This is a genomic window from Bartonella sp. MR168JLCBS (genome assembly GCF_042194175.1).
The window spans coordinates 80,913-105,024 of sequence record NZ_JBHIMP010000001.1; the positions used below are offsets into that span (position 1 = coordinate 80,913).

Below are 24,112 nucleotides of genomic sequence, written 5' to 3' on the forward strand. Positions count from 1 at the left end.
CAATTACATCGTTTTTTATTTAAATTGTAAGCATTTTATCTGAATAGTGAACCGTTGATAGACAAAAAAACAAACTTTTTGTTTTTAGTTGCAAGCAGTTATAATTTTTTACGCAATAATTAGAAAATAAGCAGACAATTTTTTTAGAAAATAAAAAGGTCACCCTAAAATGAGTGACCTTAATAACACCGTCAACTTTAATGATTGATGATTAATCTTGTTCTTGTTTTTTTAAAGCAGCACCAAGAATATCACCAAGAGAAGCGCCCGAGTCTGTAGAACCATATTGTGCAACAGCTTCTTTTTCCTCTGCAATTTCTAAAGCTTTAATCGATACCGAAATTTTACGTGTTTTTTTATCAAATGCTGTGATGCGAGCATCAACCTTTTGCCCAATTGCGAAACGCTCAGGACGTTGCTCATCACGATCACGCGCGAGATCAGCACGCCGAATGGTTGTCTCAAGGTTGTGGTCAATCAATTTCACACCAATGTCATTGTCGTTAACAGCAATCACTTCGCATGTTACAACAGCACCTTTTCGCAATTCGCCAGAAGCAGCTGCTTCTCCAACTTTATCGCTGGAAAGCTGCTTAATTCCAAGAGAAATGCGCTCTTTTTCAATGTCAACATCAAGGACCACAGCTTTAACGATATCGCCTTTATTGTAAGTATCAATGACTTGTTCACCAGGACGGTTCCAATCAAGATCAGACAAATGAACCATACCGTCAACATCGCCTTCAAGCCCAATAAACAGACCAAATTCTGTTTTATTTTTAACCTCTCCTTCAATTTGCGAATTGACAGGAAATTTATTGGCAAAAGCTTCCCATGGATTTTCAAATGTTTGCTTTAAGCCAAGAGAAATACGCCGTTTAGAAGGATCAATCTCAAGAACAACCACTTCTACTTCTTGTGATGTAGACAGAATTTTCCCAGGATGAACATTTTTCTTCGTCCAGCTCATTTCAGAAACATGGATCAGCCCTTCGATTCCTGGCTCAATTTCAACAAAACCACCGTAATCAGTAATGTTGGTGACAGCACCCGTAATTTTTTTACCAATCGGATACCGAACACTAATGCTTTCCCAAGGATCACTTTCAAGCTGTTTCATTCCAAGAGAAATACGGTGTGTATCCTGATTGATACGAATAATCTGGACTTTAATCGTTTGACCAATTGTGAGGACTTCAGATGGGTGGTTAACACGCCGCCATGCCATATCTGTAACGTGCAAGAGACCATCAATCCCACCAAGATCAACAAAGGCACCATAATCTGTGATATTTTTCACCACACCTTCAACGATTTGGTTTTCTTCAAGATTTTGTACAATTTCTGAACGTTGCTCGGCGCGACTTTCTTCTAAAACAGTACGACGTGAGACCACAATATTGCCACGACGACGGTCCATCTTCAAGATTTCAAAGGACTGAGAATTATGCATGAGAGGTGAAACATCACGAATGGGACGAATATCAACTTGGCTGCGCGGCAAGAAAGCAACAGCACCATCAAGATCGACTGTAAAACCACCTTTTACTTGGCTAAAGATCACTCCATCAACGCGTGCACCAGCATTGAATTTTTCCTCCAAACGGACCCAACTTTCTTCGCGCCGTGCTTTTTCACGGGATAAAACAGCTTCGCCCATCGCATTTTCAATGCGTTCAATGTAAACCTCAACTTCATCGCCAACTTGCAAAGAACCGTCTTTTGCTTTAGCTCCAAATTCTTTGAGAGGAATACGTCCTTCAACTTTAAGACCAGCATCAATAATGGCCATGTCTTTTTCGATTGCAATAACACGACCTTTAACAACAGATCCTTCATTAAGATCATTGGTTTGAAAAGATTCTGTTAAAAGGGCTTCAAAATCCGCTGTTGTGGGATTGTATTGTGACATAAGAACTCCTAATATATACCTTGTGTTATAAGGTATGAGCGCTAGGTTAGTGTTAACATAAGCAACTCCCTGCCTTTTTCCTTGAATAAAGGAAAAAAAGTTAGCGCGAGGCTGGAAGTCACCTTAACGAATTTATCCAATTATATGCATTTTTATGATTGGATCAATAAAACTACATGCAATTTCAAATGTTGCTTCTATACTCAATTCTGACGTATCAAGCAAGTGGGCGTTTTTTGCTGGTTTTAGTGGACTTTGTTTACGGGTTATATCGCGACTGTCGCGCTGTTCAAGTTGAGCTAGGATTTCATGATAATTTGCTTGAACCCCCTTTTTTAAAATCTCCTGGTAGCGACGTTTGGCGCGCGTTTGAACATTGGCTAAAACATAAAACTTGATATCGGCATCAGGACAAACAATAGTTCCGATATCACGTCCATCAAGCACACAGCCAGGCAAAACTTTAGCAAAGTTGCGTTGTTTTTCGACAAGAATTTTGCGTACAGCAGGGTTAATCGCTATTTTTGAAGCCGCTTCACCAAGTTCATGAGAAGAAAGAAGGGCAGGATTTAAGGTATTAAAATCAAGTTCTTTAGCATAAATAATAGCATTTTTTTCATCATTAAGAGCTAAATTTTGTTGTAAAAGCGTATGAGCAACACTACGATAAGTAAGACCCGTATCGAGATGGCGAAGACGATAATGTGCAGCAATTTTGCGTGCTAAGGTTCCTTTGCCTGAGGCTGCAGGTCCATCAATGGCAATAACAAAAGGCTTCAAGCAATTTTCCCCCCAAGTTGTTTTATAAAAGGAATAAATTCTGGAAAGCTCGTAGCGATCATTCGTTTATCATCAATGGTAACAGGTTTTTCTGATATAAGCCCAAAAATGAGAAAACACATAGCAATTCGATGATCAAGATGTGTGGAGACATGTCCACCACCCAAACCTTTGGCAGAACCTTTCCCATAAACAATAAGAAAATCTTGACCTTCTTCACAGTCTACGCAATTAATTTCGAGTCCTTGAGCAACAGCAGACAGTCGATCTGATTCTTTTACACGCAATTCTTCAATTCCTAACATCACTGTTTTGCCTTCTGCAAAGGCTGCTGCTACTGCCAAAGCAGGATATTCATCAATCATTGATGGAGCACGTTCTTTGGGCACCGTAACACCTCTAAGAACCGATGATTTTATCCGTAGATCAGCAACATCCTCTCCACCTGTTTGACGTCGGTTCAAAAATTCAATTTGAGCACCCATTTCCCTCAATGTTTCGATAAGTCCTATTCGAGAGTTATTTATCAAAACATTTTCAATGGTGATATCAGAGTCTTCTACAAGAAGGGCTGCGATAATTAGAAAAGCAGCAGAAGAAGGATCACCCGGAATATGAATCGTTTGTCCAGTAAGATGGGGTTGACCGTTAAGATGAATCAAACGCGCACCTTCATTATCTTTTTCTATTTCAAGTTGTGCACCGAATGCTTTTAACATTTTTTCCGTATGGTCTCGTGTCAGAACTGGTTCAATAACAGTTGTAATGCCGGCGGTATTGAGTCCAGCAAGCAGGACTGCTGATTTAATTTGGGAGGAAGCTATTGGAACACGGTAACGAATCGGATTAGCCATTTTCGGACCATAAAGCGTTAAAGGAAGGTGATCGTCGTGCGTTGCTTCAATTTCAACCCCCATGAGACGCAGTGGATCAAGGATACGTCCCATTGGACGTTTAGAGAGAGAAGCATCACCAATAAAGGTTGTTTTCATATGATATGGACCAACCATTCCCATAACCAAACGAGCACCTGTTCCAGCGTTTCCAAAGTCTAAAGGTTTTTGTGCAGCTAAAAGGCAACCATTCCCTGTTCCTCGTATGGTCCATAAGCCATCTTTTTTAATAATACAGGCACCCATAGCTTGCATAGCAGCAGCTGTATTGAGTACATCAGCGCTTTCAAGTAATCCATGAATATGTGTCTCACCACTTGCTAATCCTCCCAATATAAGAGAGCGATGAGAGATTGATTTATCTCCTGGTATTTTAATTTTTCCAGAGAGACTACTCGATTTATAGGTGGTTATAGGGATTGCTTTTTGCATGGAAATTCTATTTAATTCTATCTAACTTTTATGAAATTGTGCATCCTTTAGCACATGCTTTAAAAGACGTCATGAAAAAATCACTGTGAAACGGTGTATTTATCTTTGACAAAGGCATTATTTTTCGATTAAGCACCATAGAATTTATCTTTTAATGGAATAATAGTTAATCAAAGAGGCACGGTTTATGGCAAAAAAAGAACTTGGAACTAAACGTGTTGATCCAGAAACGGGAAAAAAATTTTACGATCTAAATCGCGATCCTATTGTGTCGCCCTATACAGGAATTTCTTATCCGCGTTCTTACTTTGAAGTTGCAGCAGCTGAGGCAAACAATGAAGAAGACGTTGATACTGAAGAGCTTGATACAGCACTTGAAAAATCTGCTTTTATGCTTCTTGAAGAGGATGATGAGGATTCTAAAGATGACGATCTTCCTGATTTAGAAGATAGTGATGTAGATCTTGGTGATGACGATGATACATTTTTATCTCATGATGATGACGATGAAGATGATGACGTTACTGATATTCTCGGAGGCGGTGTTTCTAATGATGACGATGCTTAAGAGAAGTAAAAGAGGACATCTTTTCCATTGAATGTAAATTCTTCTTGATCTTCAATTTTGATCGTTCTAGAAAAGCTGAAACTGTATACTTTCCTTTTGGGAAAAATTGTTTTTATAGGGGCTATAGCTCAGCTGGGAGAGCGCTTGCATGGCATGCAAGAGGTCAGCGGTTCGATCCCGCTTAGCTCCACCAAAAGGACCAGCTATTCTATCAAGGGAATCAATTATAATAGAGAATGTGTGCATCAATTTAAAAGGTTTATGCGCTATTTAATCATCATTCCAATAGCGCCTGTTGCTTGCATTTTAGCGGTATTATAACACGTTTTTAATCATTTGTTGGATTATAAAATTTTACTGTCGTAACCGTGAAAGTAGATAATTTTTTATGCTTTGCACAGAAACAGAAAAAGAGCTGTTTAACTTACGCCTTGTTTTAAAGGACAAAATTTGAATTACCTTTATCACAATATTTCCACAAAATCATAATATGTTGGTTATCGATATCTTTTTAAAAGGTACGAAGTACCTAAACAAAGATGAGGGAATAAAATATTAAAATATTCTTCTCAATTATTGCGAATCAGAACTTTTTTCGAGTATTTTTAGCTTGATCAAATGTCCTGCCAATTAAAAAATTGCCTACTTTGAGTAGCATCTACCTACTCAATATTAAGGTGTATTAACGCTCAAATAACATATTGAATCAATTAATTTTGTTTTCTTGCACGTCACAAAAAAGGTTGAGGTGTGAAAGCGACGTGCGCCATCATTATATGTGCTAATTCCCAATGTTGCCAATAATTCTTACATTTGAGAATGTTCATAAGAAACATTTTTAGTCTTTTCTTTCACAGTTTTTATCCACATGCCAATTGCGCTTGTTATGTGCAAGCCAATGGTTTTTATTGATTCAACCTCAAGAGATCTGAAATGATAAAACCCTACGCCATTCGAGATTCTTACTTTAATATGATGCTCGAATTGCATTTCTTTTGATTGCTCTTTTATACGCTAACAAAGAAAATATTCATGTAATAATCAGTCAGCAATACGCATAATGAAAATAAAAAATAATATTAAATTTTAAAATTTTTATTCAATAATCTCTGGTACTTAGCCCTGTGAGAAATGTCAGAACCAAATAGAAGATAGTTTTCATTGTAAATTTTTTAAACAACAGAGGTAAAAATATTGAGAGTGCTCTCAAAATATTGTGCATTGCAAAAGCTTTCTGTCTCTTTGGTTTATTCTAAAAAATAACAATTTATTTCATTTAACAATCAGAAAAACGATACAGCCTTATCACGCCATAAGAAATTTGGCTCTCAAATAATTTTACCAAAACAATTCTCTAATTGAGATTTTCAAAAATCTTCCCTAACGCCATCCACATCTCTTTAATTGCTGTTCATAGAGCCTCGATATCCTTGCCATGCGCTGTGCTGCCTGTGAAAGTGCCGCAGAGACATGCCCGCCACTACGCGCATAAGCACCATGTCCCATATGATAATTTAAATAAAGGCTATATGCATCATCAAATCTCACCCCATTGCGTTGAACACTTTGGCGATGGTACCAAGCAATAAAATCAGCAGAATCTGCAAAATTCGTACGCCATGCAAAAGATCTGCCCGTAGAGCGAAGATACATTGCCCATGTACTGTCAAGCGCTTGAGAATAACCATAGGCTGTCGATTGACGCTTCCATGGAATAAAACCAAGTAGTTTTTTACGTGGAGGACGTGCATTGTGACGAAAACTCGATTCCATATTAATGGTTGCAAGAATAATAGACATAGGAATCCCATAGCGCATTTCTGCACGTTTAGAAGCCTTACCCCAATTGTCAAAAAAACCATTTTTTTGTGCTAAAATAGCACACGCATTGTTCGTGTGTATGGGAGTGGTTGTTGCACACCCATCTAGCAGAAACACCAGTGCCCCTAAAAACAAAAGGTGTCGCATATTCCTATTCCTCTCGTTTAAGAAATAAAACAAGATAGAGATACTAAAAAAATATTACCAATCAATAAAGAACATGATCTGACTTGTGATATTTAAGAAGCTTGCTTTGCTTTATTCCTCGTCAGCAAAACGCAATGTTTGCGACTGAGCCAATGTTGTCATTTTTGTTGGTTCAGAATGATTCTCTTTTAATTCGACAGTTTCAATGCGATTTGCCCGTTTCATAATTTTGGAAGACGATATCAAAATTCCCTCTATATCTTCACCTGCTTTGTGAAAGTGCTTCTGTAACGCACGAACACGTATATCCATTCGTCCAAAATCTTCCATCAATTTTGCTACTTCTGATTGAATTAAGTGCGCTTGTTCACGCATCCGTGCATCTTTCATAATGGTTTGTACCACTTGGACAGAGAGCATCAACAAAGATGGTGAAACAATAATCACATGAGCTCTATTGGATTTTTGTACCAATGCCTCAAAGTCCTCATAAATTGTTGCAAAAATCGATTCAGATGGCACAAAAAGGAAAGCAGTGTCATGGGTTTCTCCAGGAATCAAATATTTTTGTGCAATATCACGAATATGGACTTCCATATCGGTACGAAATTGGCGTTCTGCCTCTTGACGCTCTTGCGCTGATTCTGCCTTACGCATAGCATTCCAAGCCTCCAGAGGGAATTTAGCATCAACAACAAGAGAAGGGGCTTTATTGGGCATATGAATGAGACAATCTGGGCGTTTTCCATTGGAAAGAACAGCCTGAAAAACATAAGCATTTGTTGGTAAGGCATCGGCAATAATTGCTTCCATCCGCCCCTGACCGAAAGTACCACGTGTCTGCTTATTGCTTAAAATGGACTGCAACTGAACAACTTGTCCCGTAAGCGATTGAATATTATTTTGTGCCGCGTCAATCACTGCTAAACGCTCTTGCAAACGATTCAAATTTTCATAAGTGGATTTGGTCTGTACCTGAAGTGTTTGGCCTAAGCTTGTTGTCATCCCATTGAGTTGCTCACTGAGTGATTTATTCAATTCAGCCTGCCGTTGACCAAAAATTTCCGCCATCGTTTGCATTCTCCCTTGCATTTCAGCTTGTGTTTTCAGCAAGGTAGCCATCTGCATTTGTGCCTCACGTGCGCGTTCAGCAATTTCATTTTCCAAAAATGCTTTTTTTCGATGAGAATGTATCAACATAAAAAATGCCCAACAAACAAGTATAAATAAAAGCAAAAGCATTAGTTTAGAAAAAAACTCTCCAGCGAGTATGGAAAAAAACGAATCAAACATAAATTGTAATATAACGCTCTTATTGTAAAAAAACGCAAGAATCCGTTATTCAATATTGACCAATAACAAACCATTGATTAATCTCTACTTATGCCAATGAGATCTTTAGTTACTTTACCTGATCCGATTTTACGGGAAGTGTCCAAGCCCGTTGATCAGGTCGATTCAGCTCTTCAAAAACTTGCGGATGATATGTTGGAAACCATGTATAGTGCTAAGGGCGTTGGTCTTGCTGCTATTCAAATTGGTATACCGCTACGTATGTTGGTTATAGATGTCTCTGGAAATTCTGAAGATGAGCAGAAAAAACCATTTGTTATTATCAACCCTGAAATTTTATGGCTTTCAGATGAGCGTAATATTTATAAAGAAGGTTGTCTTTCTATTCCTGACTATTTTGCAGAGGTTGAACGTCCTAAACGCCTTTGTGTTCGCTACCAGAACCGTGAAGGAAAACAAACAGAAATTGAAGCAGACGATCTCTTGGCAACTTGCTTGCAGCATGAAATTGATCATTTAAATGGGCGCCTTTTTATTGATTACATTTCAAAGATCAAACGCGATATGGTGATACGAAAATTTAAAAAACGCGCAAAAGAAAAAAACATGCAGGAAGCAGTTTTGTAATGGCTTTACGATTAAGTTTTATGGGGACACCAGATTTTTCTGTTCCTATTTTACGTGCTTTATTGGATGCAGGTCATGATGTTGTTGCTGTTTATAGTCAACCCCCTCGCCCAGCAGGACGTCGAGGACTTAAATTAATCCCCTCACCTGTTCACAATGTAGCAAAAGAGAAATCTATTCCCATCTTTACGCCACAAACACTCAAAACAATCGAACAACAGGAGCAATTTGCAGCACTTTCTGTTGATGTTGCTGTTGTTGTTGCCTATGGACTCCTTTTACCCAAAGCTATTCTTGAAACACCCCGTTTTGGTTGTTTTAATGCCCACGCTTCACTCTTACCACGCTGGCGTGGTGCTGCACCTATTCAGCGTGCAATTATGGCTGGCGATAAAGAAACAGGTATCATGATCATGAAAATGGATGAAGGACTTGATACGGGACCTATCGCTCTTTCTCGCTCCATCCCCATTACTGATAACACCACCACTGCTGAGCTTTCAAACAAACTTTCACATATTGGCGCAGAACTTATGATAGAAACCCTATCAACTCTTGAAAAAGACCAACTTAAACTAACCCCACAATCAGAGGAAGGCATCACCTATGCTGCCAAAATCAAAAAGGAAGAGACCCGCATTGATTGGACAAAACCTGCAGAATTTATTCAGAGGCATATTCGCGCGCTCTCTCCTTCTCCTGGTTGCTGGTGCAATATGAATATTGGGGGACGAGAAGAACGTGTAAAAATTCTTGATAGTCGCTTAACAACAGGTCCTTCTCTTGAAATTGGACGGATCGAACCAGATTCTTTGATTGTCCATTGTGGACAAGGGCGGATAGAAATAACCTCTCTCCAAAGATCGGGTGGTAAAGTCCTTGATAGCGCAACCTTTTTACGAGGTGCTTATATTTCTGCTGTTTTTTAAGATGCCACGTTTTAAACTCACTCTTGAATATGATGGTTCAAATTATGCTGGTTGGCAGCGTCAAGTAAAACTTCACACTGTACAAGGAGCTCTTGAAAAGGTACTCTTTTCCTTTAGTGGACAACAATTGACCATAACAACAGCAGGAAGAACCGATGCGGGCGTACACGCTACGGGACAAGTTGCGCATGTTGATTTCATAAAAAACTGGCATCCCCATACTGTACGTGATGCGCTCAATGCTCTTTTACGTAAACAGGGAGAAGCGATTTCAATCTTAAACGTACAAAATGTCCCTGATGACTTTGATGCACGATTTTCCGCTGTAAAACGCCATTATCTTTTTAAAATTCTTAATCGTCGCTCTCCACCAGCCTTAAATGCCAAACGCGTGTGGTGGTTGCCAAAGCCTCTTAATGCTGAAGCCATGCATGAAGCTGCTCAAAAGCTTGTAGGAAAACATGATTTTACCACTTTCCGTTCCGCACATTGCCAAGCAAAAAGCCCTATTCGCACCCTTGACCGCCTCGATATTCAAAGAGAAGGTGAAGAAATTTTCCTTTATGCGCAAGCCCGTTCTTTTCTTCATCATCAAATCCGTTCATTCGCAGGAAGCCTCATGGAAGTGGGTATTGGACGTTGGACAGCTCAAGATCTCGAAGCAGCTCTTCATGCTAAAGATCGTAAACATTGTGGTGTTGTTGCTCCTCCTTCAGGACTTTATTTAACCAAAGTAGAGTATTAATTATCCTTCAAGAGTGAACGTCTTAAAAGTCATTAAGGCAGTTTATAAAAAGAACGAATTTCTTCAAAAGCTTCTGCTGCTGTATTGACAAATTTCACAAAATTAACATCAGTAGGAGAAATTGTACCTTGTTCAGATAGATACTCAAAATTGATAGTATTGCTCCAAAATTCTTTGCCAAACAATAAAATTGGTACCTGTTTCATACGCCCCGTCTGTACTAAAGTTAACGTCTCAAACAATTCATCCAGAGTCCCAAATCCTCCAGGGAAGATAGCTAATGCTTTCGCTCGTACTAAAAAATGCATTTTGCGCATCCCCAAATAATGAAAATTGAAACACAAATGCGGCGACACATACGAATTAGGTTCCTGCTCATGTGGTAAAATAATATTCAAACCAATCGTTGGGGCACCAACATCACAAGCACCACGATTTCCCGCCTCCATAATTCCTGGTCCGCCCCCCGTAACAACCACAAATTCACGATATTCTGTCGTAGCAGAATAAAATGAGCACAAACGCGCAAATTCTCTCGCTTCATCGTAATAATGTGACATAGCACGCAAATTTTTCTTTTGTATTTCATTTTTTGCAGCCCACGCCGCTTGCCCAGATTCAGGAATACGCGCACCACCAAACAAAACAACTGTTGATTGAATATCATATTCTTTAAGGGTTATTTCCGGCTTTAAAAATTCAAGACCAATACGTTGTGAGCGCAACTCTGGACGCATCATAAAATCTTGATCGATATAGGCTAAACGATAAGTAGACGAACGCATTTGTGCTGAATTAGAGATTTTATGTATTTGTTGTAGAGCATCCTTCGTATGGAGAAGTGGTGTCCAATTTTCTTGTTCTCCTTTTCTTTTTTCTTTACAGCCTTTTTTCATGCACCTGTCCTACTTCCTCATCGTTTTATTGACTGAACACATTTCTTCGCGTAGTTCATAGAGAATAAACCTTGAAGCTTTCAACTTGTTTAACGGAACTCTCGTCATGCCCCATCTCACACAACTTGAAATGATTATTCAACAAGCTTTTGACGATCGCGATTCTATCGATACTACCACAAAAGGCGAAATCCGTGAGAGTGTCGAACATACATTGAACCTTCTTGATAACGGTGAAATCCGTGTTGCAGAACGACAAAAAAATGGACAATGGCATGTTCATCAATGGTTGAAAAAAGCGGTTTTGCTCTCTTTTCGGCTTAATCCTATGCAAATTATTACTGGTGGAATCAATGGAACACATTGGTGGGATAAAGTTCCTTCAAAATTCTCTGGTTGGCAAGAGACCGATTTTAAAAGTGCTGCTTTCCGTTCCGTTCCTGGAGCCATTGTACGTCATTCTGCTTACATTGCACCCAACGTTATATTGATGCCATCCTTTGTTAATCTTGGTGCTTTTGTCGATGAGGGTACAATGGTTGATACATGGACCACCGTTGGTTCTTGTGCACAAATTGGTAAACATGTCCATCTTTCTGGCGGTGTTGGTATTGGAGGTGTTTTGGAACCACTGCAAGCAAACCCAACAATCATTGAAGATCACTGCTTTATCGGTGCTCGCTCTGAAATTGTTGAAGGCTGTATTATCCGTGAAGGTGCTGTTTTGGGAATGGGAGTCTTTATTGGAAAATCTACAAAGATTATTGATCGTACAACAGGTGAAATTTTTATCGGTGAAGTACCAGCCTATTCAGTGGTTGTGCCAGGTTGTTTCCCTGGAAAACCTTTACCAAATGGTGAAGCAGGACCAAGCCTTTATTGTGCTGTTATTGTAAAACGCGTTGATCAAAAAACACGAGAAAAAACATCCATTAATGATCTTTTACGTTCTTAGACACAAGATTAATTCACAATAATATTTCATCGTTTTTTTACTTGAATAATAACCTCGAATACAAAAATTCTCTCATTTCAAATCCTTTCATAGTGAATCTAATCACTATCATTTCCTTGCGTGTTACAAACGCAGTTGGTGTGTGGGCAAGAGACACTTTAAGAAAAGAGTAAAAATATTTTTAATGAAAATTCTCTCAAATGATAAGGACTGTCATAATATTTTGAGCTAAAAAAGAGTATGATAGATGCGCTTTGCACCTTTATGACGCGTAAAGACGGTGATGCCAAATGGATTTTATATCATTCACAGTGTATGTTACTTTATATTTTTCACAGCCTCCATTGTGAAATGGAATTTGATGCATTGAGTGATGATTCACTAAAACAAGCACACCAATATGCAACATAAATGTATTTCGTTTAAAGCATTCTGTTTTACGTGAGAAGCATGACATCATTACGCAATACACAAAAACATGAAGCACAGCGCAATTCTATTTAAAAGTGTTCTTTAAGCACCTGAATCAATTAATAAAAGCAAAAGCGCAATCAATAAGAGAAATACTCCTTTTTTCATTATTTGTTCATTTTGAGTGCTTGAATAAATGCCGATTGTGGAATTTCTACTTTTCCAAATTGACGCATCCGCTTTTTGCCTTCTTTTTGCTTTTCCAAAAGTTTGCGCTTACGCGTGACATCACCCCCGTAACATTTCGCTGTTACATCTTTACGCAAAGCACGAATTGTTTCGCGCGCTATAACTTTACCACCAATAGCCGCTTGAACTGGAATCTGAAACATATGCTGGGGAATAAGATCTTTCAGCTTTTCACACATGGAACGCCCGCGCTTTTCTGCAATCGTGCGGTGCACAAGCATAGACAATGCATCTATAGACTCTCCATTTACCAAAATAGACATTTTAACTAAATCCCCTTCTGCATAATCTGCCATCTGATAATCAAAAGAAGCATAACCCTTTGAGATTGATTTTAGCCGATCATAAAAATCAAAAACAACTTCATTCAGTGGTAAATCGTACGTTACCATAGCACGGGTTCCAACATAGGACAAACCAGCTTGTATCCCCCGCCGCTCTTGGCATAGCTCTAAAATTGACCCAAGATAATTATCAGGAGTCATGATTGTCGCCCGAATCCATGGTTCTTCGATTGAAGAAATTTTAACCACATCAGGCATATCCGCTGGATTGTGCAACTCTTTAACAGAACCATCATTCATATTCATGCGATAAACAACCGAAGGTGCAGTCGCGATTAAATCCAAATTAAACTCACGCTCTAATCGCTCTTGAATAATTTCAAGATGAAGAAGTCCCAAAAAGCCACAGCGAAAACCAAATCCCAAAGCCGCGGATGTTTCCATTTCAAAAGAAAAACTCGCATCATTTAAGCGTAATTTGCCCATGGCTGCACGTAAATCATCAAAATCGGCAGCATCAATTGGAAAAAGACCACAAAATACAACTGGTTGCGCCGGCTTAAAACCAGGCAAAGCATTTTCACAAGGACGGCGCTCTTCAGTAATCGTATCCCCAACCCGTGTATCTGCTACTTCTTTGATAGAGGCAGTGATAAAACCAATCTCGCCTGGTCCTAACTCATCAACTTGTACCATTTTAGGTGTAAACACCCCAACGCGCTCAACTGGATATTTTGCTCCCGTACCCATCATACGAATGGTTTGGCCTTTTTTTAAAATACCATCTATCACTCGTACCAAAACAATGACACCAAGATATGCATCATACCAGCTATCAACCAACATTGCTTTCAAGGGATTTGCAACATCGCCTGTATGTGGAGGTGGTAATTGTGTAACAATTGCCTCCAAAACATCAGGAACACCCAAACCTGTTTTTGCTGATATTTCTACTGCTTGAGATGTATCAATGCCTATCACATCTTCAATTTGTTCTTTAACACGCTCAGGTTCTGCTGCTGGAAGATCAACTTTATTGAGTACAACAACCAACTCATGGGAATTATCAATGGCTTGATAAACATTTGCTAACGTCTGCGCCTCTACACCTTGGCTTGCATCCACCACCAACAGAGAACCTTCACAAGCTGCCAATGAACGCGAAACCTCATAAGCAAAATCCACATGACCAGGTGTATCCATAAGATTTAAAATATAGGTTTCACCATTCTTTGCCTTATAGTGTAAACGTACCGTTTGTGCTTTAATAGTAATTCCACGTTCACGCTCAATATCCATGGAATCGAGTACTTGTTCTTTCATCTCACGTGTATCAAGTCCACCTGTTATTTGAATCAAACGATCAGCTAAAGTGGATTTGCCGTGATCAATATGCGCCACGATGGAAAAATTACGAATATAATTACGATCTATTGTCATATAAGGCGATTTAGCAAAGAATAATACAAAACGCAAAGACCAATTATGCTCCGGCTTCTATCAAAAGAATATAAACCTAAAAAGCTTCTCAAAACACAACTTTTCATAACCTAAAAAATGAGGCTTTTATTTGCTAAATTAAATCCAACGGTACTAAAATGATATTTTCACATCTTATTTTATGACTCATATGCTGGATAAACCGGCACCATCACACATTTTGCCAACCTCCAATGTTGCAACAATCCTTTACACTTGAAAGAGTTTATAAGAGATATGCCTTTCTTGTACAGTTTTTACCCACATGGACCACCTTCTTGTAACGTGTAAGCAAGTAGATTTGGATTGATTTAATATGAAAACGATTTGAAGTGAGAAAGTTTTACGGTATTCAGGATTCTAATTCAATGTGAATAATTCTATATTAATTATAAATCAATATGTTATAATATTTATATGATGGGCGTGTATATCACTTAAGCTTGCAATAAAATTCGCAGGAAGTGCTTTTTTATTTATACGCAATAACCTGCTTTTTTAGCAATCTTATATAAAATAACATGAATATCGAGGGAGTTTCTTCTCAATTTTTAAAACTTTAGAAATATGCTCTATTGAGTGATCTTTTTATGTACTTTTTATACAACTCCTTCCTCCGTCCATTAAAGATAAAAAACACCAATCCTCTTCGATTCATTGGATAATGCATTAATTTATAATGATCGTTTATTGTTTTTCAATTTAAATTAAAACTCTGAATATCGCGAGCCTTTCTCATTTTAAATCTTTTCATAATGAATCAATCAAATTTTTTGCTTCCCCATTATAAAACAGGGCTAGTATATGGATAAAAACGTTTAAGAAATGAGTAAACATGCCTCTCTCTTTTAAATGCCAAAGGCTGTCGTAATATTGAGAACTGACAAAGAAAATGCTAGTGCCTTTTATTTAAGTAAAACGATGATGCTCTGTGGTTTTTCTATACTTCACGCGGACCGTCAATGAATATGATGTATATTAAGAAAATTGTCTTTTTAAAAAACGCGTTAATATACAACATTATGGGAAGCTGCTTTAGGCGTTCTATTTTACGTGAAAAGCGTGATCCCATGAAATAACAAAAGGAATAACGTGCAACGGTGCGTAATTTTTATTATTCAAAAAAATTACCATGGATGTTTTTGAAAATTGTAAAGCTAAATTTAACAATAACAGTAAAGATGAGTGTTGTTTTTTGTCTTTACCACTTCATGCTTTGACTCAATGAAGGTTGGCTTCCCGTTTCAGAGGTTAAGCAAACAGATAAATATTATTACTCCAATTTGCTATACAAAAGCTGGAATAGCTTATAAAGCCTCCTTATCTTCATATTTTAAAAAAGCCTCAAAAATGAAAACTTTGCAAGCAAAAATCTCATGTAATAAAATCATAATAGCAAAGGTGCATAGCTAATCAATTTTTTCAATTGCTTTATTTTTTTTACGCCATTGTGAAGGTTGTAATTCAGCCACAATGATCCCAATCAGAATAAGCAAGCCACCTAATAATGCTAACGGGGATAAATGCTCTCCAGCCAAACGCCCAACAATACCAGCCCATACCGGTTCACCTGCGTAAATGAGTGTTGCACGTGTAGGAGAAATAGACTTTTGTGCCCAATTCATAGCCAATTGAATGATGGCACTCATTAATGCCAATCCGATGCCAATACTAAACCATACCCACGAAAATTCAGGAATGCTTTCACCCATCAAAGGCATACAAGAAAATGAAAAAAAACCACTAAAAAATAACTGAATAATGGTCACACGCCGACTATCAACCTTATTGGCAAAAATTCCGATGAGTATGACTTCTCCAGCAATCGCTAAAGCGCCTAACAAAGTCAAAATTTCGCCTTTTGAAAAATCAAAATTCCCCGGCTTTTGTCCTGAAACAAGAACAAGCCCAATAAAAGCGAAAACAATACCAACCCAACAAGCAAAACGGGGAGGTTTTTTAAAAACAATCCATTGCAAGATTGGAACCATCGGTACATAAAGCGCTGTAATAAAAGCCGACTGACTACTAATAATCGTTTGAAGTCCAGCTGCTTGAAAAGCATAACCTAAAAACATGGCTAAACCAATCGCCATCCCAGCGAAAACTTCATAAACCGTTATACCTTTTATAGAGCGCCAAAAAATTGCTCCACATATAAGAGATGCAATAATAAAACGAAATCCAACAAAAAACAGGGGACCACTATAGCGTACCGCAATATGAATGACTAAAAATGTAATACCCCACAATATTGTTGCAGCAAATATTGCCAATTCTGGCTTACTTAATAAAGGATATTTAAGCTGTTTTATATTTGTCATGAAAGGCTTTCTCCTCCAATTTTCCGCACAATTTATGAAACAATAAGCGTTCCAACTCCCTGTTCGGTAAACAGTTCTAGTAAAACAGAATGAGGAGTTTTACCATTTAAAATGACAACACCTTCCACACCATTTTGAAGGGCTTTTATACAAGTCTCTACTTTTGGAATCATGCCTCCTGAAATTGTCCCATTTTTGATAAGTTTCTCTGCTTCAGAAACTGTCAATTCTTTTAAAAGTTGGCCCTGTTTATCCAAAACACCAGGAACATCAGTGAGAAATAAAAGGCGTTTAGCCTCTAATGCACCAGCAATAGCCCCAGCAAAAATATCAGCATTAATATTATAGGTTTTTCCATCGCGTCCTGGAGCCACAGGAGCAAGAACTGGTATCATTTCAGAACATGCTAAAAGATCCAGCAATGTGCGATCAACTTCAATAGGCTCACCAACAAATCCCAAATCTAAAACACGTTCAATATTCGAATCAGGATCAATGACAGTTTTATAAGCCTTTTCGGCAAAAACCATATTGCCGTCCTTACCACATAATCCTATTGCCCATTCACCCTCTGCATTGATGAGAGCGACAATTTCTTTGTTTATGGAACCGGCCAAAACCATTTCAACGACTTCAACGATCCGCTCGTCGGTTACGCGTAAACCGTTTTCAAATCGTGATTCAATCCCCATTTTCATCAAAATTTCAGCAATTTGAGGTCCTCCACCATGAACAACAACAGGGTTAATCCCCGATTGCTTTAATAGAGCAATATCACGCGCAAATGCTCGCCCCAAGGCAGGATCACCCATAGCATGACCGCCATATTTTACCACAACCGTTTCATTTTCGTATTTTTGCATATATGGTAAAGCAGACGATAGAAATGCTGCTTGTTTTTCTAAAACATCTACAGCACCGTTTTTAGCATCATCCATTAATAGAGCCTCCTCATCACTTTTTACCATCTCTTAGTGGAATTTAGGAAAAGTAATAACGAAATGAAACAAGAAAACAACTTCCTCAAAAAACTGACAGCGAAAAATTAAACAAAACAGGCGTACAAAACGTTATTATTTTATGATTTTATGTATAAAATTGAAAAGCAAAGTTCTGAAAAAATTTTAAAGCTATGCCGTACATTCGACTCGTTAGTTTATGCTTATGGATACTTAACAATGAATAAGAATATATACAACCATTGATTTTGTAAGATAAAAACAAAATTTTCTTATAATAATAAAATAATAATAAAATTAACAGATCACCAAGATAAGAAGTAGATTGACTTAGCTCTGTAACCTTATCCAAGCAATTTTTAAGACTATCAAAAATGCCAAAAATAAAATTGGTTATGAGGAATTGATATTTTATTTGAAAAAGATGGATTGTCTAACAGCTTATTTAGCTACTTCTTGATAGGCTACTACCTATTTGACAGTTTTAGTATAGGGCTTTTAAAAAGACATTTTGAGTAAAACAATAAATACAAAAAATGCTGAATGCATAAAGGCAGTTATCATGACACTGGAAATTAGTCACTCAATTGCGTTCTTCTTGTATGGATAAGCCCTTTTTAAAATATCATAGATACTCAAAAATAAGACTTATCCATAAAACTCGTAAAATGTAAAAAACTATCAGCGGCAGGCACTTACTTACCCTAAATTAATCGTTTCTCTCTTTTCTTTTCAAGAAAAAAATGCTTTTCACAGATAAATAAGACTATAGAAAGCTTAATTAAAATAACCTTCCAAAAGTTTTTTCTAATCTATTCTGAGAACATTCACATATTTAACCAGAAATATTTTCAAAAAATTCCTTCATACGTGAAAAAAAGCCATGTGATTGCGGTGAATTCTCATGATTTGAAAGTTTTTCAAATTTTTGCAATAGTTCACGTTGTTCTTGCGTTAATTTTTGTGGTGTCTCAATCGTGATATGGATGTAAAGGTCACCCCTTGCTTGCTGCCGACGCAACATGGGCATACCCTTACCCTTAAGGCGGAATTGACGTCCATTTTGTGTCCCTTCTGGGATCTTAACACGTGCTTTAACACCATCAAGATCGGAAACTTCAAACTCTCCTCCTAAAGCAGCTGTTACCATTGAAATAGGAACGCGACAGTGAAGATCTGCTCCTTCTCGCTGAAAAAACTCATGCGGTTTAACGGAAAGGAAAATATAAAGATCACCATTGGGGCCACCACGAATACCAGCATCACCCTCACCAGAAAGGCGAATACGCGTTCCATCTTCAATACCAGCTGGAACATTCACGCTCAATGAACGTTTTTTCTCTATGCGTCGTGTCCCCTGACATTTTGGGCATGGATCCGTAATAGTTTCACCACGTCCATGACATGAAGGACATGTTCGCTCAATAGAAAAGAAACCTTGTGCAGCACGCACACGACCAGATCCATGACATGTTCCACAAACTTGCGGCTTAGAACCCTTTCTCGCTCCTGATCCTTCACAAACATCGCACGTAACGGAACTGGGAATAGTAATTTCTGCAGTTTTTCCTGAAAATACCTCTTCTAAGGTTATTTCCATATTATAACTCAGATCTGCACCACGTTCGCGACCATCACCACGCTTACGGTGCGCACCTCCCATAATTTCGCCAAAAAAATCTTCAAAAATATCAGCAAATCCACCACCAGCAGCAAAACCTCCAAAGGGATTTGCTCCTCCTTGACTACCGCTATTTTCAAAAGCCGCATGACCAAATCGATCATAAGCAGCACGCTTTTGGGGATCTTTGAGGACTTCGTAGGCTTCGCCAATTTCTTTGAATTTTCGCTCTGCCTCTTTATCCCCGGCGTTGCGATCAGGATGATATTGCATTGCCAACTTACGAAAAGCAGATTTCAACTTTTTATCATCACATTCACGAGTCACGCCAAGAATTTCATAATAGTCAACCTTCATCATGTATTCCTGATAATTTCTCTGTCATCCATCTTATGGATAAGATTGCTTTTAATTTATATTTTTAGCAACAAAGTTGCAACTCACTCAAATAATAAAGCCCAGCCTTATATTTCAAAGGCCGGGTTTATAAATTAATCAACACACATGCTGACACTATTTCTTCTTATCATTAACTTCTTCAAAATCAGCATCAACAACATCATCATTCTTTGCATCTGTTTCAGTGTCAGCGCCCGCTGCTTGTGAGGCTTCATACATAGCCTGTCCAAGCTTCATACTGACTTCAGCTAATTTTTGCATCTTTGTTGTTACTTCTTCAGTATCACTGCCTTCAAGCGCAGATTTCAAATCAGATATTGCTGTTTCAATCTGTCCTTTTTCTTCAGCTGATACTTTATCGCCATATTCACTGAGTGACTTTTCAGTTGAATGAATAAGAGCTTCCGCTTGATTTCTGGCTTCAACACCTTCACGGCGTTTTTTATCCTCAGCTGCATGCTCTTCCGCATCCTGTACCATTTTTTCAATATCAGCATCACTTAAACCACCTGATGCCTGAATACGAATTTGATGCTCTTTACCAGTTCCCTTATCTTTGGCCGAAACATTAACAATACCATTCGCATCAATATCAAAAGTAACTTCAATTTGAGGTATACCACGTGGTGCTGGAGGAATACCAACAAGATCAAATTGAGCCAATAACTTATTATCGCTCGCCATTTCCCGTTCACCTTGGAAAACACGAATGGTCACAGCACTCTGGTTATCATCAGCTGTTGAAAAAACTTGAGATTTTTTTGTTGGGATAGTGGTATTACGCTCAATGAGACGTGTGAAAACACCACCCAAGGTTTCGATCCCCAAGGATAAAGGTGTTACATCTAGAAGCAAAACGTCTTTGACATCGCCTTGCAATACACCCCCTTGAATGGCAGCACCCATTGCAACAACTTCATCAGGATTAACGCCTTTGTGTGGATCCTTACCAAAGAAGCTTTGCACGACTTGCTGAATCTTGGGCATACGTGTCATACCACCCACTAAAACAACTTCGTCAATCTCACCGGCCTTTAATCCAGCATCTTTTAACGCAGCTTTACAAGGCTCGATGGTGCGCTGCACTAAATCGTCAACCAGAGATTCAAATTTTGCCCGAGTCAATTTCATTGTTAAGTGCTTGGGACCTGATTGATCTGCCGTGATAAATGGTAAATTGATTTCTGTTTGCTGTGACGAAGAAAGCTCAATTTTTGCTTTTTCTGCCGCTTCTTTTAAGCGCTGTAAAGCTAATTTATCATTTTTCAGATCAATTCCTTGCTCTTTCTTAAACTCATCGGCAAAATAACCGACCAAGCGCATATCAAAGTCTTCACCCCCTAAAAACGTATCTCCATTGGTTGATTTAACTTCAAAAACGCCATCTCCAATTTCAAGTACTGAAATATCAAATGTACCACCACCAAGGTCGTAAACAGCAATTGTCTTTCCGTCTTTTTTGTCCAAACCATAAGCTAAAGCAGCAGCAGTGGGCTCATTAATAATCCGTAAAACTTCAAGTCCAGCAATTTTACCCGCATCTTTAGTCGCTTGACGTTGCGCATCATTAAAATAAGCAGGAACAGTAATAACCGCTTGTTCAACTTTTTCACCCAGATAAGATTCTGCTGTTTCCTTCATCTTTTGCAAAATCATAGCTGAAATTTGCGATGGAGAATATTTCTTACCCGCTTCTTCAACCCATGCATCACCATTGTCACCTTTAACAATTTTATAAGGCACAAGTGCTTTATCTTTTTCAACCATAGGATCATCAAAACGACGCCCTATCAAACGTTTAACTGCAAAAACTGTCCCTTCGGGATTTGTTACCGCCTGCCGTTTAGCAGGCTGTCCAACAAGCCGCTCTCCCCCATCAGTAAAGGCAACAACGGAAGGTGTTGTTCGTGCTCCTTCTGAGTTCTCGATAACCTTTGCGTTTTTGCCATCCATAACAGCCACACAAGAGTTCGTTGTCCCCAAATCAATACCAATTACTTTTGCCATATTATAATCTCCATTCAGCAAGCTACCTCAACCTTCATAAAGCATCTTTTTAAGACAGCTCCTCATAACACTCAAAGCCCATACATTGCTTCAAGCAACATAAAATAATAAAAAATTGCAAGTCGCAATAAGCCTTGCTGCCTCGTATATAAGAACAGGCTTTTATTGCTACAAGAGAATAATGAGAGAAACATCTCCAAAATAAAAAATTTATTTTAAAATAGGCGCTTTAATGACCCATAAATACCATATTTATGAGAAACTTGAGATCATAATATATTTTTCTTGCAATTCTCAATAAATATATCTTTCTATAAAAATTAAAAAAACAAAAGAGTGATTGCACTCTCGCTCTTGATCTTCTCATCATTAATAAAATGATACTCACGTAAAAGCTTTTTAAAAGGCGAATAATTTATATCACGAATATTATAAATTTTCCTTGGACTAAAATAGTCATCATATCTAATGCTCATATCAGTAGAGGTATTATCTATCGATCTCCTTTCAAAAATTCTCCTTTTAACGGTCTCATTGTTTACTGCTATTTGAAAGATGTGTTTTAAACTCACCTAAAGCGTTTTTTCTTAACTGTATAATTTTGAACTTGAAAATATATAAAAATGCCTCTGTATAAATGCTTTAAAATACCAAGAGCTTTCGTAATATTAAAAATTGGTAAAGTAGTTGATGATTGCTCTGTGTTATATATTTATTAAGTAAAATAGTAGTGCATCATAGATTTTATACCATTTACAAACACTATTATGAGATGAACACGGAAGCGTTAAGAGGTGTGTTGTCATTGTAAACCTTATTGTCTTCCTTTAAAATCAAAGAATTCTATGATTTTTATTCTCATATTCAAATCAATTTCATTTTAGCATTTCTTTCTTTTATTTTAAATAAAAGCTCTGCTAAAATGAAAAGTTATTCAAAGTGTGAATCTTATGAAGGAGGGTAAATCAATGATGACATCTATTATTAAGAAAATAACAAATCTTATCTTTAAGAATATAATAAATACACAATATCCATACAAAAAGGTTATCATAAATATCGTGTGTGCTCTTCTCTTTGCTGGTATAACCCTGCCTGCAGGTGCTCAGCAATATCAACTTGGCGACATAGAAATTCTCAATCCTTGGACACGCGAAACACTTAGAGGTATAAGAGTTGGTAGCGGTTATCTCTACATTATTAATCACAGTAATACCCCAGACCGTTTGGTTTCTATTTCCACAAACGGAGTAAAAAAAACAGAGATACACTCCATGGCTGTCGTTAATGATATTATGAAAATGGAAAAAATGCACAATGGCATTGAAATTCCGGGAAATGGCGAAATCACGCTTAAGCCTGGCGGTGATCATATTATGTTTATGGGGCTTTCACAACCATTCAAGTTAGGTGATAAAATTAGCGCAAAATTGACATTTGAGAAAGCAGGAACGATTGATGTTGATTTCTCTGTAAACGCTATGAAAGCACCATCACCTTCTAAATCCTCTCCTAGCCACTAAGCTCCTTTTTTATAATACACACTCTTAAAATGAAGAAGCGTGAAATTTTTGTACGCTTCTTTATTTTTTGTTTAATGCCATCAGTAAAAAATTCTCCCCTTTGATGAATTAACTATGGTCAATTTCAGGAATACGTAAAACTTGTCCAGGATAAATTTTATCGGGAGATTTTAGCATTGGCTTATTGGCTTCAAAAATAAACGTGTTTTTATTACCTTGCCCTTTTCCATAAACCTCTTCAGCAATTTTCCAAAGATTATCACCAGATTTAACCTCATAAAAGCGAGAAGGTTTTCTGGGCGTTGTATCTATAACCTTTAATTGATCAACATCTACAGAAGAGATACCTTGTGAATTGCCAACAACCAGCAATGCTTTTTCAAGTGTTTCCCTGTCTGGAACTTCACCACTTAAAATAGCTTTACCGTCTTCAACTTGAATATTTACTTTTTCTGTACCGAGTTGAAAATGATCAAATGCTGTCTTAAAATCTTTTTCTTTTGGTTCATGGTCCCCAATACCTAACTTTTCCCCTACAGTTTTAATAAAATTAAAAAATCCCATTACAACCTCCTTTCGTGTAGCAGGAACAAATTTTTGTGCATATATTGCCACATTCTTTTCTTTGCTCTTAAAACACATAGGCATATTTTCTAAACTTCAACAATCAAAACTATACCTGTTCAATTATGGGACAAATACAATAATCAACTTGGTAATAAACCTTGATAAAAAAAGCCTTTATGAAAATTTTCTCTCAAACGAAGGGATCTTAATAGACGTAGAAACATTATAAATTATGAAAGCAAAACAAGATTTTACAGTAATGACAAAAGGTTTTTTACTTTGCTACAATTT

General features: G+C 37.7%; 18 protein-coding genes and 1 tRNA gene. 7 read left to right on the forward strand and 12 right to left on the reverse strand.

Annotated features, from left to right (window positions below):
- Window positions 1-211: 211 nt before the first annotated feature.
- The 3 genes from rpsA to aroA all read right to left on the reverse strand — a co-directional run bounded on the left by rpsA (window position 212) and on the right by aroA (window position 4,017).
- A complete protein-coding gene (rpsA, locus tag ACFIK8_RS00295; protein WP_026500132.1) occupies window positions 212-1,912 on the reverse strand; it encodes a 30S ribosomal protein S1 in 1,701 nt (566 codons plus the stop codon).
- 132 nt (window positions 1,913-2,044) lie between these two features.
- Window positions 2,045-2,692 carry a (d)CMP kinase gene (gene cmk / locus ACFIK8_RS00300; protein WP_375635413.1) on the reverse strand — a complete coding sequence of 216 codons (648 nt, stop codon included), beginning with the start codon at window positions 2,690-2,692 and terminating at the stop codon, window positions 2,045-2,047.
- Complete coding sequence (gene aroA, locus ACFIK8_RS00305; protein WP_375635412.1) at window positions 2,689-4,017, reverse strand: 3-phosphoshikimate 1-carboxyvinyltransferase; 1,329 nt, start codon at window positions 4,015-4,017, stop codon at window positions 2,689-2,691. The genes cmk and aroA overlap by 4 nt, the downstream gene beginning before the upstream one ends.
- A 187-nt stretch (window positions 4,018-4,204) precedes the next feature.
- Here aroA and ACFIK8_RS00310 point away from each other — a divergent pair, with 187 nt between their 5' ends.
- Both ACFIK8_RS00310 and ACFIK8_RS00315 read left to right on the forward strand, forming a co-directional pair.
- Window positions 4,205-4,585 (forward strand): TIGR02300 family protein, encoded by a 381-nt coding sequence (locus tag ACFIK8_RS00310; RefSeq protein WP_375635411.1) that lies wholly within the window; start codon window positions 4,205-4,207, stop codon window positions 4,583-4,585.
- A 117-nt stretch (window positions 4,586-4,702) separates the two neighbouring features.
- Window positions 4,703-4,778, forward strand: a tRNA-Ala gene (locus ACFIK8_RS00315).
- A 1,187-nt stretch (window positions 4,779-5,965) separates the two neighbouring features.
- Here the strand turns inward: ACFIK8_RS00315 and ACFIK8_RS00320 are convergent.
- A complete protein-coding gene (locus ACFIK8_RS00320; RefSeq protein ID WP_375635410.1) occupies window positions 5,966-6,553 on the reverse strand; it encodes a hypothetical protein in 588 nt (195 codons plus the stop codon).
- 111 nt (window positions 6,554-6,664) lie between these two features.
- Window positions 6,665-7,846 carry a DNA recombination protein RmuC gene (locus tag ACFIK8_RS00325; RefSeq protein WP_375635409.1) on the reverse strand — a complete coding sequence of 394 codons (1,182 nt, stop codon included), beginning with the start codon at window positions 7,844-7,846 and terminating at the stop codon, window positions 6,665-6,667.
- A 90-nt stretch (window positions 7,847-7,936) separates the two neighbouring features.
- Between ACFIK8_RS00325 and def the strand changes: the two genes are divergently transcribed.
- From def to truA, 3 genes are read left to right on the forward strand one after another with little or no spacing between them, the layout of a single operon-like run.
- Window positions 7,937-8,473 carry a peptide deformylase gene (gene def, locus ACFIK8_RS00330; RefSeq protein ID WP_375635408.1) on the forward strand — a complete coding sequence of 179 codons (537 nt, stop codon included), beginning with the start codon at window positions 7,937-7,939 and terminating at the stop codon, window positions 8,471-8,473.
- On the forward strand, window positions 8,473-9,402 hold the full coding sequence (fmt, locus tag ACFIK8_RS00335; RefSeq protein WP_375635407.1) for a methionyl-tRNA formyltransferase: 930 nt from the start codon (window positions 8,473-8,475) through the stop codon (window positions 9,400-9,402). The genes def and fmt overlap by 1 nt, the downstream gene beginning before the upstream one ends.
- A 1-nt stretch (window position 9,403) precedes the next feature.
- Window positions 9,404-10,147 (forward strand): tRNA pseudouridine(38-40) synthase TruA, encoded by a 744-nt coding sequence (gene truA / locus ACFIK8_RS00340; RefSeq protein WP_375635406.1) that lies wholly within the window; start codon window positions 9,404-9,406, stop codon window positions 10,145-10,147.
- A 32-nt stretch (window positions 10,148-10,179) separates the two neighbouring features.
- On the opposite strand, the gene ACFIK8_RS00345 is transcribed toward truA, so the two are convergent.
- Window positions 10,180-11,043, reverse strand: coding sequence for an LOG family protein (locus ACFIK8_RS00345; RefSeq protein ID WP_375635405.1), 864 nt, complete (start codon window positions 11,041-11,043; stop codon window positions 10,180-10,182).
- 106 nt (window positions 11,044-11,149) lie between these two features.
- Between ACFIK8_RS00345 and dapD the strand changes: the two genes are divergently transcribed.
- A complete protein-coding gene (dapD, locus tag ACFIK8_RS00350) occupies window positions 11,150-11,998 on the forward strand; it encodes a 2,3,4,5-tetrahydropyridine-2,6-dicarboxylate N-succinyltransferase (RefSeq protein ID WP_375635404.1) in 849 nt (282 codons plus the stop codon).
- A 578-nt stretch (window positions 11,999-12,576) separates the two neighbouring features.
- Here the strand turns inward: dapD and lepA are convergent.
- From lepA to dnaK, 5 genes are all read right to left on the reverse strand, one after another.
- Complete coding sequence (gene lepA, locus ACFIK8_RS00355) at window positions 12,577-14,382, reverse strand: translation elongation factor 4 (protein WP_012754493.1); 1,806 nt, start codon at window positions 14,380-14,382, stop codon at window positions 12,577-12,579.
- Window positions 14,383-15,830: 1,448 nt separating this feature from the next.
- Window positions 15,831-16,745, reverse strand: a complete 915-nt coding sequence (locus tag ACFIK8_RS00360) for a DMT family transporter (protein WP_012754492.1) — start codon at window positions 16,743-16,745, stop codon at window positions 15,831-15,833.
- Between the two features lie 32 nt (window positions 16,746-16,777).
- The gene (gene argB / locus ACFIK8_RS00365; RefSeq protein ID WP_012754491.1) at window positions 16,778-17,683 is read right to left on the reverse strand and encodes an acetylglutamate kinase; all 906 of its coding nucleotides are present in this window, start codon (window positions 17,681-17,683) and stop codon (window positions 16,778-16,780) included.
- A gap of 856 nt (window positions 17,684-18,539) precedes the next feature.
- The gene (dnaJ, locus tag ACFIK8_RS00370; RefSeq protein ID WP_012754490.1) at window positions 18,540-19,682 is read right to left on the reverse strand and encodes a molecular chaperone DnaJ; all 1,143 of its coding nucleotides are present in this window, start codon (window positions 19,680-19,682) and stop codon (window positions 18,540-18,542) included.
- Window positions 19,683-19,838: 156 nt separating this feature from the next.
- Entirely contained in the window at window positions 19,839-21,731 is a 1,893-nt protein-coding gene (gene dnaK, locus ACFIK8_RS00375; RefSeq protein WP_375635402.1) for a molecular chaperone DnaK, read from the reverse strand.
- 968 nt (window positions 21,732-22,699) lie between these two features.
- Here dnaK and ACFIK8_RS00380 point away from each other — a divergent pair.
- Window positions 22,700-23,254, forward strand: coding sequence for a copper chaperone PCu(A)C (locus ACFIK8_RS00380; protein ID WP_375635401.1), 555 nt, complete (start codon window positions 22,700-22,702; stop codon window positions 23,252-23,254).
- Between the two features lie 108 nt (window positions 23,255-23,362).
- Here ACFIK8_RS00380 and lysM read toward each other — a convergent pair whose 3' ends face one another.
- Entirely contained in the window at window positions 23,363-23,818 is a 456-nt protein-coding gene (lysM, locus tag ACFIK8_RS00385) for a peptidoglycan-binding protein LysM (RefSeq protein ID WP_012754487.1), read from the reverse strand.
- Window positions 23,819-24,112 lie beyond the last annotated feature (294 nt).